14 protein-coding genes and 2 pseudogenes are annotated in these 15395 nt (G+C 31.6%); 5 read left to right on the forward strand and 11 right to left on the reverse strand.

The window, feature by feature from the left end:
- Positions 1–341: 341 nt before the first annotated feature.
- From CD150_RS11240 to CD150_RS11245, 3 genes and pseudogenes are all read right to left on the reverse strand, one after another.
- Complete coding sequence (locus CD150_RS11240; protein WP_075100295.1) at positions 342–1835, reverse strand: aldehyde dehydrogenase family protein; 1494 nt, start codon at positions 1833–1835, stop codon at positions 342–344.
- A gap of 127 nt (positions 1836–1962) precedes the next feature.
- A pseudogene (locus CD150_RS13465) lies at positions 1963–2133 on the reverse strand (NAD(P)H-dependent oxidoreductase); the annotation flags it as partial.
- A 63-nt stretch (positions 2134–2196) separates the two neighbouring features.
- Positions 2197–2463 (reverse strand): annotated as a pseudogene (locus CD150_RS11245) (DDE-type integrase/transposase/recombinase); the annotation flags it as partial.
- Between the two features lie 374 nt (positions 2464–2837).
- Here CD150_RS11245 and CD150_RS11250 point away from each other — a divergent pair.
- The 4 genes from CD150_RS11250 (at position 2838) to CD150_RS11265 (ending at position 5919) form a co-directional block, all read left to right on the forward strand.
- Positions 2838–3752, forward strand: a complete 915-nt coding sequence (locus CD150_RS11250) for an exonuclease domain-containing protein (protein ID WP_103161599.1) — start codon at positions 2838–2840, stop codon at positions 3750–3752.
- A gap of 1 nt (position 3753) precedes the next feature.
- Positions 3754–4101: a hypothetical protein gene (locus tag CD150_RS11255; RefSeq protein ID WP_103161600.1), complete on the forward strand. Its 348-nt coding sequence runs from the start codon at positions 3754–3756 to the stop codon at positions 4099–4101.
- Positions 4102–5337: 1236 nt separating this feature from the next.
- Positions 5338–5559 carry a hypothetical protein gene (locus tag CD150_RS11260; RefSeq protein WP_103161601.1) on the forward strand — a complete coding sequence of 74 codons (222 nt, stop codon included), beginning with the start codon at positions 5338–5340 and terminating at the stop codon, positions 5557–5559.
- A 117-nt stretch (positions 5560–5676) separates the two neighbouring features.
- Positions 5677–5919 carry a hypothetical protein gene (locus CD150_RS11265; protein WP_103161602.1) on the forward strand — a complete coding sequence of 81 codons (243 nt, stop codon included), beginning with the start codon at positions 5677–5679 and terminating at the stop codon, positions 5917–5919.
- 40 nt (positions 5920–5959) lie between these two features.
- On the opposite strand, the gene CD150_RS11270 is transcribed toward CD150_RS11265, so the two are convergent.
- From CD150_RS11270 to CD150_RS11300, 6 genes are all read right to left on the reverse strand, one after another.
- Positions 5960–6634, reverse strand: coding sequence for an IS6-like element IS257 family transposase (locus CD150_RS11270; RefSeq protein ID WP_103161603.1), 675 nt, complete (start codon positions 6632–6634; stop codon positions 5960–5962).
- A gap of 413 nt (positions 6635–7047) precedes the next feature.
- On the reverse strand, positions 7048–8136 hold the full coding sequence (locus tag CD150_RS11275; RefSeq protein ID WP_073345539.1) for a DUF871 domain-containing protein: 1089 nt from the start codon (positions 8134–8136) through the stop codon (positions 7048–7050).
- Between the two features lie 295 nt (positions 8137–8431).
- The gene (locus CD150_RS11285; protein ID WP_046206888.1) at positions 8432–8752 is read right to left on the reverse strand and encodes a PTS lactose/cellobiose transporter subunit IIA; all 321 of its coding nucleotides are present in this window, start codon (positions 8750–8752) and stop codon (positions 8432–8434) included.
- An 18-nt stretch (positions 8753–8770) separates the two neighbouring features.
- The gene (locus CD150_RS11290; protein ID WP_103161604.1) at positions 8771–10066 is read right to left on the reverse strand and encodes a PTS sugar transporter subunit IIC; all 1296 of its coding nucleotides are present in this window, start codon (positions 10064–10066) and stop codon (positions 8771–8773) included.
- Between the two features lie 36 nt (positions 10067–10102).
- Positions 10103–10402 carry a PTS sugar transporter subunit IIB gene (locus CD150_RS11295; RefSeq protein ID WP_019469213.1) on the reverse strand — a complete coding sequence of 100 codons (300 nt, stop codon included), beginning with the start codon at positions 10400–10402 and terminating at the stop codon, positions 10103–10105.
- Positions 10403–10416: 14 nt separating this feature from the next.
- The gene (locus CD150_RS11300) at positions 10417–11280 is read right to left on the reverse strand and encodes a MurR/RpiR family transcriptional regulator (RefSeq protein WP_260840888.1); all 864 of its coding nucleotides are present in this window, start codon (positions 11278–11280) and stop codon (positions 10417–10419) included.
- A gap of 303 nt (positions 11281–11583) precedes the next feature.
- On the opposite strand from CD150_RS11300, the gene CD150_RS11305 reads away from it, so the two are divergent.
- Positions 11584–12318 (forward strand): NAD-dependent protein deacylase, encoded by a 735-nt coding sequence (locus CD150_RS11305; protein ID WP_103161606.1) that lies wholly within the window; start codon positions 11584–11586, stop codon positions 12316–12318.
- 101 nt (positions 12319–12419) lie between these two features.
- Here the strand turns inward: CD150_RS11305 and CD150_RS11310 are convergent, their stop codons facing one another.
- On the reverse strand, positions 12420–13301 hold the full coding sequence (locus CD150_RS11310; protein WP_103161607.1) for a mechanosensitive ion channel family protein: 882 nt from the start codon (positions 13299–13301) through the stop codon (positions 12420–12422).
- Positions 13302–13537: 236 nt separating this feature from the next.
- Positions 13538–15154, reverse strand: a complete 1617-nt coding sequence (abc-f, locus tag CD150_RS11315) for a ribosomal protection-like ABC-F family protein (protein WP_103161608.1) — start codon at positions 15152–15154, stop codon at positions 13538–13540.
- Positions 15155–15395 lie beyond the last annotated feature (241 nt).

Below are 15395 nucleotides of genomic sequence, written 5' to 3' on the forward strand. Positions count from 1 at the left end.
TAAATAAATAACTAAAAATTTTAAACGTTTCATTATTTTCCCTTTTCAAAATATATAATGTATTTAAACTTCATCAAACTTAAAATATAAAGACATATTTATAATATATTAACCACCAATACTTAAATTTTGATTTCAGTTCGAAGATCTTAATCTTTAGATTTTCATCAGAACATCTTCATATAAGTGGGATTGAGGTTATCGAAAAGACTATACAACTTCAAAATAAAATCCGTCATACTTTTCTATTTCTTAATCATACTTCATAAAAAAATGCCGACAAAGTATACACCTTTGTCGACATTTCAAAACATTTATTAAACTATTTAATTATATTTTAATTAGTATAAGCCTTTTGTTTCATTACTTGTATCAATAAAGATGTTTTTAACTTGTTGATAGTTTTTAATTGCATCTTTATAAACTTCACGGCCGATACCAGATTTTTTATAACCACCAAATGGTGCACCAGATGGAATTTGATTATACGTATTAACCCAAATACGTCCAGTACGAATTGCTTTTGCAACATTTAATGCACGAAGTAAGTTTGTAGTGAAGACACCACCAGCTAAACCATATTCTGAATCATTAGCAATGTTAATTGCTTCTTCTTCATCTTCGAATTTTTCAACAACAAGAACAGGTCCAAAAATCTCTTCTTGTGCTAATTTATGACTATTATCTGAAAGTTCAATGATTGTTGGTTCGAAGAAGTAGCCTTTATCTAAACCATTATCAGTAATACGGTGTCCACCCGTTAAGATATTTGCTTTGTCATCTTCTTCTGCTAATTTAATATAACTTTCAATTTTTTCAATTTGTTCTGAGCCAGTTTGTGCACCCATTTTTGTATCTTCAGCGAATGGGTCACCTACTTTAATATTTTCGAACGCTTCTTTTAATTTTGGTAATAATTTATCATATAAAGATGATTGTACTAATAAACGTGAACCGGCACTACATACCTCACCTTGGTTGAATAGAATACCTAATTGAACGCCTTCAATGACTTGATCTAAATTTGCATCATCAAAGATAATATTAGCACTTTTACCGCCAAGTTCTAATGTAGTTGGCACAATACGTTCAGCACCTGCTTTAGCAACACCATAGCCTACATCTGTTGAACCAGTGAATGATAATTTATTTACACCTTCATGTTTGAAAATCGCATCACCTGATTCTGAACCTTTACCAGTAATAACGTTGACTACACCTTTAGGTAACACATCTTGAAGAATTTTAGCTAATTCAATTAAGCTTAATGGTGTAGAAGAAGAAGGTTGAATCACCACTGTATTACCCGCTGCTAATGCTGGACCTAATTTCCAAGATGCAAGTAAGATTGGGAAGTTCCATGCTACTACTGCACCTACTACTCCCACAGGTTCATTTACAACTAAACTCATAGTGTTATTATCTATTTGATTAACCGAACCTTCATCAGTCGTTAATACTCCTGCAAAATATTTAAATTGTTCAGCTACTTGAGGAATATCGGCAGTTGAAGTTTCACGATAAGGTTTACCATTTTGAAGTGATTCAACTGTTGCTAAGTGTTCCTTATTTTCTTCAATACGACGACTAATTTCTAATAAATAATCTGCACGTTCTGCTTTAGAAATTTTACTCCAGCTATCAAATGCATCATGTGCTGATTGTACTGCTTTATCAACATCTTTTTCATTTGCTTTAGCAACTTTAGCTAATTCTTCACCATTTGCTGGGTTAGTTACCGTAAGTGTTTCTCCACTTTCACTTGGTTGGAATTCACCATTTATAAATAAATCATATTGTTCATCTAAAAAATCTCTAACATTTACTTTTGCCATACGTTTTCATCCCTCTTTCTTTGTTTATAAATCATAACGTAACTCTCTATAAAGTAATGTTAAATTCACTTCATTCAATGATCCGTTTTGTATATTTATTGTTTACCCTTTTTTTACAAAACTATGCTTAATTTATCCATTCAATTACATCTTCTTGTGGTTGACGCGTTTTAGGTTTTGTAGGATTCTCTTTTCTATAACCAAAAGCTACCATAACTGAAGATGCAAACTGATTACTATCAATGATCCCTTCATGTTCTAATAACTCAGTTACGCCATCTAAATCGAAACCTTCCATTAAGAGGTTCTGTTGCAAAGTAAAAAATATAGCTAACCACTAATTTATCATGTCAGTGTTCGCTTAACTTGCTAGCATGATGCTAATTTCGTGGCATGGCGAAAATCCGTAGATCTGAAGAGACCTGCGGTTCTTTTTATATAGAGCGTAAATACATTCAATACCTTTTAAAGTATTCTTTGCTGTATTGATACTTTGATACCTTGTCTTTCTTACTTTAATATGACGGTGATCTTGCTCAATGAGGTTATTCAGATATTTCGATGTACAATGACAGTCAGGTTTAAGTTTAAAAGCTTTAATTACTTTAGCCATTGCTACCTTCGTTGTATATAATATACAAAACAACTTCCTATAAAATCAGCATTATGTAAACTATACTACACAAAAGACCCTTTGCTATCAGTGGTTTTAAAGTATTCGTATAAAAAAAGTCCTATACAAAAAATATACAATCGCATAATAGCGCTGTTTATCTTGTTCGGTGTATATTTGTTTATTCAATATTTATTCATTTTCAAGACCCCTCATGAGTGATTACAAATACAATAAAATAACATTGTAAGAATTTCAATATTAATCTATTTTAGAAATGTTGAGTTAATTCATAGTAAAGGTAATTAATAAAAAATTAATTGCCTTTTTTTTGTTTGAACATAGTATTATATAAATAAACTAGTGATTATTTATTAGGGAGGGATATTATGGATTTTGTAGCTATTGATTTAGAAACAGCAAATAATGATAGAAGTTCTATTTGTGCAATGGGAATGGTTAAGGTAAAAGATAATGAAATTGTAGATACATATTATACATTAGTGGATCCAGAAACTTATTTTGATGGATTTAATGTTATGATTCACGGTATTGATGAAGATGATGTAGTAGACAGTCCAACTTTTGAAAATATTTATAGTGATATTATTAATTTTGCTGAAGATTATAATCTTGTTGCGCATTCAACAAGATTTGATATGTATGCTTTAGCTGATTGCATGGCAAAATATGATTTGCCAATTTGGAATAATAACTATTTTTGCTCACACCGTATTAGTCAGGAGTTAAGAAAAGGTTTGGCAAGCTATCGTTTGAACGATTTAGTTTTTCAATTTGAGTTAAATTCATTTGAACATCACAACGCCTTAGAAGATGCTAAAGCAAGTGCAAATATAATTACTTACTTTAATCATAATAACGAGTTAGAATCAATAGAATTATTTTGTGATACTCATGATTTTAAAATGGGAAAATTGAATAAGAATGGTTTTGTTAAACGAAAACACTCAAAAGCAACTGAAATAGCGTTAGACTATAGTAATATTAATCTTCAAGAAGATAGTATCTTTTTTGATAAGACTATTTGTTTTACTGGGAAACTACAAAAATATACTAGAAAAGAGGTTGCGCAAGTTGTTACAAATATTGGGGCAAACTGGGTGGATAGAGTTACAGAAAATGTAGATTATTTAGTTATAGGAAACTTAGAAAATTTAGAAAAGGCAACTGGATATAAAGAATCTAGTAAGATAAAAAAAGCGAAGATAAATGCAGATAAGGGGTTGCCTATTCAAATCCTTAGTGAATTAGAATTTTATCAAGAAATGGAAAGTGGAGAATAATATGAAAAAAGTTATAACGAAAAAACATGTTTTTTTAGTTGATGAAGTAGAATCAAATGGAAATGATGATTGTATTTATGGCCAAAGCTTACTGTTATCTATATATGTACATGTTAATACAAAAACTAATGGGAAAACGGGAAGTTTTATTTATTCTGAATCTATTGGGCGTATCGTCAGGCATGAAGATGTAGTGTCTATAGAAGATCCAACATATAGTGAATTAGAATTTTATAAGTACATAAAAAAACATAAAGAAATAGCATATTCTAAAAGACTAGTAGAAGAGTATAATTTAGAAAAGTACATAATATATGTTGACGTACAACCCAAAGATACCGAAATGTAAAAATAAATGATACTCATATCCAACAAATAGTCAAAGCACCCAACCAATTACGGCTAGGTGCTTTTATTGTGACAAGATAAATAGTTGGAACCTATCTCGCATTACCCCCAAAGCAAACAGACACAATTCAATCAGAACTAAGTGCATTATATAACACATAATCATGGTAAACAATCATGTATATGTATGGCGTCACGTAAGAGGCGCCTCATATGCTCATATTCGTTAATAATATGATTTTAGGTAATAAAAACATCATAAAAGATATGATTGCTTATATATACTCTCTAAATGGCTAATAAACAGAAATAAATAATTTTTTGATTGTCGTAAAATTTTTAAGAACCGTATGCTATATTATAAAGTGTCTTGTTTAGCAGGCTTGCGTGTTGTCTTGAATAAGAGAGGTGGTAAACGTCAAAAAGTACAAGCCGTTCAAAGAATCGACTAAAACTTTGGCGGTGTTTTTGTTAATGCTGTATGGATTGATACGTTCTTTGGTTGACTGCCTTGCAAGTATGTTTGATTTTCTTACAGCGCTAGTTACGTTAATTAGCTAGTTTTAACTAAATATAATTAGTAATCCCTTAATACTTTAAAGGTTCATGACAACGATTTGTGATGATTGCAACACGCAATACAAGACACATCATCAAGATACGTAAAGTGTTAAGGGATTTTTATGTATAAAAAAAAGCCACCCAGAACGAGAAGAGAACTAGGTAGCTGTTATTCGTAAGAAGTGACTAGCTTGTTACGAATTAATTATGATCCTTACTATTTTCAATAAACTGACTAGGTTTATTGGTGGTAAGTCAAAAAGTACAATTGTTTTTGTTAATGATTAAAGACTAGCACATTTTGTACCAATATTGCAACAAAATGCTAACGAGATATAACGAAATGTACCGAGATGCAACCAAAAGTAAAATGAACTAGTAATCATTTTTGGGGTGGAGGATATGAAGATATCTATAAATCAATACTAAAAATGAATAGGACAAAACAACTGTTATATTAGTTATATAATCAAATAAAGAAAGGAGGGCAAACCTATGCAAATGCACAATATAGAAAGATATGTATTGATTGAAAGAGGGCAAAGACTTGTATGTGTATGCTTAACAGATAAAGATAAAACTTTTACGTTATAACAATATTTACACCCTTTATCTGTTGTTAGAAAAGATTAGTTAATGTATTATAGCAATATATCACGTATAGGAGGTGGTAAATATGGCAGTGGCAACTAGGGAAGAAAGGGCAGAACGTAATTCTGATATTCGTAAAAGATTAGTAAAATATTGGCGTGAAAACTATGAACCTAAATACAATCTTATTGCAGAAGATATTGAAGTAGATTATACAAACTTACGACGTTACGTTATTAATCGTCACAACTTTGGAATAGAAAACCTAGATAAGATTGAGAATTTTTTAGTTAAAAAAGGTTACTAAGTAGAACGCAATTATATAATTTTTTTATGCATATGTACAAAACGTAACATAAAGTACTATGTATTATATTTATTTGTCCCATTAGGGATTATTACAACTATAGCAAAGGAGTACTATATGGCACAGGTTACAGATATTACACTTGTGCAAGCCTTTGAGAAGTTGTTTATTAGTAGTAAACAGAAACGTATCGAACAGCAAAGCGATGGCAGTTATTATGTTAAGCATAATGGTTTAGCACGTAGTCATTTGATTAGCCATTTACAAGGTACTAAAACTATTGGCATATTCAGTGGCGATGTCTATTCTAAGTATTTATGTTTTGATATTGATACTGGATCAGGTTCTGTTGCAAAGTAAAAAATATATCTAACCACTAATTTATCATGTCAGTCTTCGCTTAACTTGCTAGCATGATGCTAATTTCGTGGCATGGGGAAAATCCGTAGATCTGAAGAGACCTGCGATTCTTTTTATATAGAGCGTAAATACATTCAATACCTTTTAAAGTATTCTTTGCCGTATTGATACTTTGATACCTTGTCATTCTTACTTTAATATGACGGTGATCTTGCTCAATGAGGTTATTCAGATATTTCGATGTACAATGACAGTCAGGTTTAAGTTTAAAAGCTTTAATTACTTTAGCCATTGCTACCTTCGTTGAAGGTGCCTGATCTGTAACTACCTTTTGAGGTTTACCAAATTGTTTAATGAGACGTTTGATAAACGCATATGCTGAATGATTATCTCGTTGCTTACGCAACCAAATATCTAATGTATGTCCCTCTGCATCAATGGCACGATATAAATAGCTCCATTTTCCTTTTATTTTGATGTATGTCTCATCAATACGCCATTTGTAATAAGCTTTTTTATGCTTTTTCTTCCAAATTTGATATAAAATTGGGGCATATTCTTGAACCCAACGGTAGACCGTTGAATGATGAACGTTTACACCACGTTCCCTTAATATTTCAGATATATCACGATAACTCAATGCATATCTTAGATAGTAGCCAACGGCTACAGTGATAACATCCTTGTTAAATTGTTTATATCTGAAATCGTTCATACAGAAGACTCCTTTTTGTTAAAATTATACTATAAATTCAATTTTGCAACAGAACCATTTAATCCCTCATCTTAATTAATTTTATTTTTTCAAACTTCCCATTTCTAATTATATTGTTTACATAATCGATGATTATCAGAAGTTTTAATGATATAAATCAAAACCACTCTTAAAACGAGTGGTTTTCTTTATTGAATAATTTTAATATCACTTAAAAGTTTCTTATATGCTTTAGTCTAATTTGTTTGGTACATTTATTCTTATTGGATAAGAAACGCTGTGCATAGAAAAACACTTTCGTATGATCCATTTAAAATGAATTCAACGAAAGTGCCTTTACTTTAGTCTCACTTCTTTTATAATCTTTCTACCAATCCTTGAATATCAAGCAGTCACGCACTATAAAACAAAGATTATGATATCACTTTTAATTCAAAAGACTGCCATGGTTTTAATAAATTCAATAAGAAATGTTCTTCTTTTTTTACATGTCCGATAACATTTTTATAACCTTGATTTTCCATATCTTGTAATGCGATTTGCAGCTCCCCTTTGTAGTGACCATATTGTTCATTACAAATCACAATATCACCTTTTTTAATTTGTTTTGTGTTATTTGGCGGGAATGGCTCATCCTTATAATGAACGCGACTCATCGTTGACCGTATAACATAATCTGAAATATCCCCCCGATTAAAATGAAATGCCTCTGTCACAATAGTTTCATCTAATCCAGTAATATCGTTATTTAAATAAACATCAAAACTAGGCATTGCTACATTAATTTCTGAAAGTGATTGTAACTCAGATTCAGAAGCAAATGCATTACCAATAATAAAATCATCTACTAAATTCGTCATTAATAAATGCTTAACTTGTACTGCTATAGGCAATTTCCTATGACTTTCTAATGTCGGTAAGCCTTCCATAATCATCCAAGGCCCTACTGTTGCTTCTTGTGAAGAAACAAAAGCTGCAGTATGAACATTATTTCTTTTATAAGCTTCACTCGTATTTACAAAATGTTGATATGATAAACCAGTATAGGTTTGAGGATAAAAATTGTGACAACCTATAAGTTTGTCTAAATTAGGTTGATAACTTAACACATCTTCAATAAATGTATCACTCACACTGATGTTTAATTCTACATACATATGCTGTTTGTTATAACTCAGTTGCGCTATTTCTTGAGCTGAAAATCCTGCATCTACACGTATTCCTGATACGCCTAGAGTTTTAAAAAAGGACAAATCATCACGTTTTAAATTCAATGCTTCAAAAACTTTATGGTTAATATCCGCAATCACTGTCATATCATTCTCTTTAGCAACGCTTACCACTGACTTAAATTTATTAAAAACCGCTTCTTCATCACTTTTAACCGAAAGTAAATTTGTGAAGATGCGCTTAAATCCGAATTTTGCACTCATTTTAATATAGTCACACATTTCTCCTAAATCTGATTGGGTCGGATAAACTGATATTCCTAAATTATGCATATATATTTACTCCTTATTTGATTTATATATAATGCCACGCATTTGACGTTGCTCAATCAATACACGAGATTTTTCAAAAAAGAGGATACTCGTAAATATTAATAAAAGTAATATTATTCCCCATCCAAACAAATTAATATTTTCAAATATAACTACAGGGACAACGACGATAAATGGTATACCTATCAGTAATAACCATCTATTAAAATGAAATTTATTGACTATAAAATGGGCTATTTTATAAAAGCAAAATATGAGTAAAAATAATACTATTAAATAAATCAATCGCATCATATTAACACTTCTCTTCTAATTTTTGATATAACTCAATCATTTTTTCAATTAAATTTTTCTCACTAATCGCTGTCATTAAATGGTCTTGTGCATGTATCATCAATAAAGATGTTTGTACTTTGTCACCATTTATTTCAGACTGTATTAATTCTGTTTGTATATTATGTGCTTTACTCATTTCTTGCTTCGACTCTGCCATCAGTTCATTCGCTTGTTCAAAATTAAATGCGGTAGCCGCATCCAAAGCTTCATATGCTAAACTTTTCGCATTACCACCATGTGAAATAATTTCAAAAATAATTTGTTCGTTTTGTTCACTCATCAAATCTCCCCATCTCAATTAATCGTCGTTAAAATCATCATTTATAGCACCTTGTTCTTGTTCTATCATTTTACGTTCGTACATTTTAAAGAATGGATAATATATGATTACTGCAACTAAAAGATTAAATACGACTAACACCAGTGCTCTCCAGTCACCATTCGTTGCAAATAATGCCCCTAAAGGCCCCGGTAATGTCCATGGCGCAAGTATCGTGATTTTAGCTATCAAACCTAACTTAAATACAAAATAAGTAATCGTCGTTAAAATAAGTGGAATTCCTATAAACGGTAACGCAAGAATCGGATTCATAACTAATGGCGCACCAAATATAAGTGGTTCATTGATATTAAATATGCTCGGTATAATGGAAAAACGTCCTACTTTCTTCAAATATTCAGATTTTGAGAATATCATCAATATACACAAGCTCAGTGTCGCTCCTGCACCGCCTATCCATACAAACCACTGGAAAAATGGTTCGACAATAATATGTGGTAATGGTTCCCCAGCAGCCTTAGCATCTATGTTTTGATCTAATAATGAAAACCAAATAGGTTGGAAGACTGCCCCCATTACTGCCACACCATGTATACCTGCTGACCATAAAAGTACAATGAAAAACACAGGAATCAAAGCACCTAATAAACTATCACCAGCAAAATTACCTAAAGGTTCAAAGATTTTATTAATAATAGCATTTAAATCTATATTTAATATCACTCTTACAAACCAAGAAATAACGATAATGACGATTGCAGGTACCAAAGATTCAAACGAACGTGCAACAGATCCCGGAACTTGATCCGGCATTTTAATCGTAAACCCTGACTTCACTACGAGTCTCATCATCTCAACAGCAAATATCATGGAAATGATTGCTACAAACAAGCCGGAACCACCTAAATCTGCCATAGGTAACACATAACCAACAGCGTCACTTTTAGGTAATTTATCATCTAAGTTGAGCGGTAACGTCATCATTAAGAATGTGGCTAGTGAAATTAATCCACCTGCTTGGCCATCCATTTTATATGATTTTGCTAAGCTGTATCCCATTGAAAATGCAGCGTAAACTGCCATCAAACCCAACGTCATTCTATTAGCGACCATTATCTTCTCAGCATGTGGTTCTACCAATTTTTCTAAAGCTGGTATGGGTGGAGACGCAAATAAAGTAAAGAACGATCCAACAATGATAAGTGGTAGCGTTGCAATAATACCATCACGAATAGAAGTCAAATGTCGTTGTTCAGAAGCTTTGGCCATGGGTGGCATCAATACTTTTTCAATCCATTTCAAAAATTTCTGCATAACATACACCCTCTGTTTACTTATTTAATTTAGTACTTATACATACGTTTTTATTTGCTTTAAAATTTTAGGTGCGCCAATGGGTGTATAGCCCATTGGATCTATGACATCTACAGGTTTATTAACTGCTTCACCGATTTTTTTAAATTTATCTAATCGATGTCTAACTTGAGGTGCTACTAAACCTAAGTCATAATCAGCAATTTCATTTTCAAATGCTTCGGTTCCAACTGCTACAATTTCCAAATCAAAATTTTCTTTTGCTGCTTCTTTCTTCACAGCATCCACAATCATAGAACTAGACATGCCACCTGAACAAACCATTATTACTTTCATAAAACAACATCCTTTCAATATTTTCTTTTTTTAACTTTAACTGCTTGCCGTGTACGTTCTAATAATTTCGTATGTCTTTCATAATCCCTACTGGCTAATGATACAAATAAAATATCTATGACATTAAGCATGGCTATACGTGAACTCATAGCTGCACTTCTCACTGGCTTTTCTGAAGAGCTATAAAATAAGTTAATATTGGCTAAGTCTGCCACATCATTATTGCTATATTTAGTTATGGAAATAATTTGAGCACCCGCTTTATGCGCTAACGCTAATGACTGCAAAATATCTTCTGTTTGGCCAGTGTTAGAAATAGCAATAACAACATCATCCTTTGTTACATTGGCACTCAATGTTGCTTGTTCATCATAGCTCTTACCAATCTCACACCACTTATCGATGCGTGTAAGCTTTTGCTTTAAATCTTCTGCAATAATTGACGAAGCACCAATACCAAACACACAAATTTTTCTAGCCTGATGTATCATTAAAGTCGCTTGTTCTAACGCTACTGGTGATAAAATTTGAGCTGTATTTCTTATAGATTTAGCATTACTTTGAGAAATACTGTTTATCACGCTTTCATTGGAATCATTAATATTGAGTTCTTCATAATCATATTCAATTTCATTGTTGCTATTTAACGCCATAGCAATTTCCATCTTCAAATCTTGAAAGCCCTTACATTTAATTTTTTTAGATAACCTAACAATCGTCGCTTCGCTGACATTTGTTAGGTGTGCTAAATGTTGTATTGAACTGTTGATCGTTTCATGCGGATAATCGATGATATACTGTGCCACTCTATACTCCGATGGATTCAAAGTCGCTAATGATGATTCCAATAATATTAAAATATTGCGAATAGCTATCATCTCTTTTCAAAATATTGTTTCATCTTAGCTACAATTTACAAAATATTATTTCGTGTGTCAAATTATATTTTGTTTGTAAAATAACACTTACTGAAATATTGCTTACTGCGCGCTGAAGATTTAATCATTTATTATCACCTTTCTTCTCTCAATATATCGAAAGTTCCAAGAAACCTTGCAAGTTAGATATACTCACTATCCTGAATTTGCTAAAATCAATACTTCATTTTAAAATTGATTTGAATATAATATTGGAAATTTCAAAATTTCTTTAGGTGTTAAATTTTTTAACGGAGTGATTTCATGAAACGTAACATTGAATTATTAAAAAATATCATTGATACTTCTAATAGCATTACATTTTTCACAGGAGCAGGTATATCTGTTGCAAGTGGTATTCCTGACTTTCGTTCTATTGGTGGTTTATATGAGGAAATTTCAAAAAATGGTTACTCTCCTGAGTATTTATTAAGTGAAGCGTATTTCCAAAATGATCCAGAAGGCTTTATTAATTTTTGTCATGATTATTTACTCTTTGCTGACAAAAAGCCAAATATCGTTCATCAGTGGATTGCTCAACTTGAACAGCATCAACAATCACTGGGTGTCATCACTCAAAACATTGACGGCCTACATTCAGATGCCGGGAGTTCACACACAGATGAACTACATGGTACACTAAACCGATTTTATTGTATTAACTGTGAGCAAAAATATTCTAAACAATACGTTATTCATCATAACCTACGTCATTGTGAAACTTGTGGCAGTGCAATCAGACCAGATATCGTACTTTATGGAGAAATGCTAAATCAAGACACGATATTTGATGCTCTACATAAAATCAAATCAGCTGACACCCTAGTTGTTTTAGGTTCTTCACTGGTCGTTCAGCCTGCCGCCGGTCTTATATCAAACTTTGAGGGTCAAAACTTAGTTATTATTAACAGGGACCCTACACCTTATGATAGTGATGCAAATTTAGTAATACACGATGACATGGTTTCAGTCATTAATGAACTGTATGCAACATTGTAAATTTCCAAATAAATGAGTATGCGCGTATCGTTTAAAAAATAAAAAGCGTATCTACATGCATTATGCATGTAGATACGCTTTCTCTTTTTATAATTTCAATATTATTCAATTACTGGTTCTTCAAATTTAGCCAGCGTTGGTTTTGGCATAGAAATACCTTCTTTATTAAGGTAATGTAAAACTTCTTTACGCAATAATCTCTGACCTGGAAAATGCATACCTGGCTTTACATGTACTAATAATTTAATAATCATTTGATTGCCGTCGATACTGTCTAACCCTAATAAATCAGGTGCTGCAACAAACATATCATATTTATCTTTGAGTGTTGGTAAAAAGTCTAATAATTTTTTCTCTATCATTTCATAATCTTCTGATGGTGAAACGGGTATCATCACTAGTGGTGATACATCTGTTGCAGAGTAGTTTACAATTTCACTTATTGTTCCATTGGGTAAAGTATATATTTCACCTGTATCTGATTGTATGCGTGTTGATCTTAAACCAATTGTTTTAACTGTACCCTCTGCAATCGTCACACCAGACGCATTAATTTGCACATAATCACTCACGTCAAATTGTCCTTCAAATATAATAAAGAAACCGGTTATGATATCTTTGACAATTGTTTGTGCACCGAAGCCGACCGCTAGACCGACCACACCAGCACCGGCTAAAATTGCCGATACGCTTATCCCAAAGCGTGAAAGTATAGATGTGAGTACGATAAACCATACAACATAACTAATTAGATTTTGAACAAGTGTAGATAACGTCTCACTTCGTTTAATTTTATAGTGTGTTTTTTTCTTTGCATTTGCTTTGAAAAATTTCGTCACTAATTTCTTCGCAATGGTAATCACAATAATACCTATCAAAATATATGCCACAATAATTAATATATTGACTAAAAGTGATTGATAAAATTCAACCTTTGTTAGTGGTTCAATCAACTTCATAAAAAATTGCTTCAATTGATTCATATTGTATTTCCCCCATTCTTAGCTTGCTATACGATTGCGTTACAATACATCAAATAGTAGTGATTTATTAAGAAATTGCTTTTCCCATTACAAAAGTTATCATACTTTAAAAGTTATCTAAACCCTTAAAGGTTTTGAACAACTCACTTTAGCTTAAAGTGATACTTTTATTTCAATATGCAGTCTAAAAGCAGGATAGACATCCGCTATCCTGCTTTATTTTGTGTGTATATAAATTATAGAAAACCTTTATTTTTAACATAGTTATAATTTCCATGAAACTTTTCAAAATTTTTATTTTTCAACAAATAAGTGACGCTAAATAGCTTATTAAGAAAGTATCTATCATGTGACACAGTAATGATGGTACCTTCATAATCCAATAAAGCTTCTTCAATTGTTTCTTTTGCATCTATATCTAAATGGTTCGTTGGTTCATCTAAAACTAGTAAATTATAATCACTATTTACTAGTTGCGCCCATCTAAGCCTGATTCTTTCTCCACCACTTAAATCATTAACTTTTTTAAAAACGTCTTTGCCATAAAACATAAAGTTAGCTAACATATGTCTAGCCTGACCTTCTGTCACATCCACCTTTTCTCGAAAAATATTTAATATAGTATCATTTTCAACTTCCTCAAACTCATGCTGAGAAAGATATCCAATTTTTAAATTGTTTGCAGTTTTAATTGAACCTTCATCTACAGAAACTTGTCCTAAAATCATTTTTAAAAGGGTTGATTTACCTGTTCCATTGTCACCAATAATAGCAACATGCTCACCTCTTCTAATCAACATATCCACATTTTCAAATAATAAAGAATCATATGCTTTAGCCACATTTTCCATTTCAATGACTTTGTTTGAAACACGTTTACTTTCTTCAAGCACTATGTTCATTTTTTGTGAATCTATCGTTGGCTTTTCCAAACGCTTGATACGATTTAAGGCTTTTTCCATACTTTTAGCCCGACGGTACATTGCAGCGTTGGGTGGTTTTGCTTGGCTCGCCCATAATTTTAATTGCTTAATGGATTCTTTCATTTTTTTAATTTTCTTTTGTTGTGTTTTATAAGCTTCAAATTCAACTAGTAACCTTTTTTCTCTCTCTTCAACAAAATATGAATAATTGCCATTATAACTATAAAGTTGCTTCTGATCTATTTCTATAATTTGCTGTACTGTTTCATCTAAAAAATAGCGATCATGCGAAACAATTACTGTAGCGCCTTCGTAATTCTCAATATAGTTAGCTAACCATTCGATAGAACTAAAATCAAGGTGATTCGTCGGCTCATCTAAAAGTAATAAATCTGTGGGTTTAATCAATATTTGCGCAATACCTACTTTTGTACGTTCTCCACCAGATAAATCTCCCCATTTTGATTCGAGCAAATGTTCTATATTTAAACCATTAGCTACTCTACGTATTTTAGCATCTATTTCATAACCATCATGCGCTTCATAATATGACTGTAATTCGCCATACCGAGACATTAAATTATCTATATTTTCCGTTTCATGACTCATTTTTTCTTCAATCACTTCAAGTTGGTCTGATATACGATTTAAAGTTTGAAACACAGATTGCAAACATTGATAAATGTTTTGATGTGATTCGTATTCAGGTATTTGGTTTAAATAACCAATCTTTAAATTTTTCTTCCAACTGATTACGCCTGATGATGGTTTTTCTATACCAGATAATAAATTCAATAAGGTAGTCTTACCTTCTCCATTTCTACCTACTAAACCAATAGTATCTCCAGCGTTAAGAGTAATTTTAATATCATCGAATAAAGTTTCTTCAATAAATCTTTTAGAAATGTTAGATGCGTTTAATATATTCATTTTACTTCCTCCATATCGTCTATAAGGAAGCAAAATTCAGGTGTCAGTTCCTTATAGACTGTTGATTAATTTCAAAAAAGACAGACTTCACCAATTTTGAAGTTAATCCTGAAAATTTGTTGCGAACGATTTGTAAAAATCTGCAACTTTGCGCTATAAGAAACATTACGACACCTCCTTTTATATAATCAATAAACATTTTACAATATTTTGTTTATTTTTTAAAGATTCATTTATATCA

This window comes from Staphylococcus ureilyticus, assembly GCF_002902235.1.
Taxonomy (GTDB): domain Bacteria; phylum Bacillota; class Bacilli; order Staphylococcales; family Staphylococcaceae; genus Staphylococcus; species Staphylococcus ureilyticus.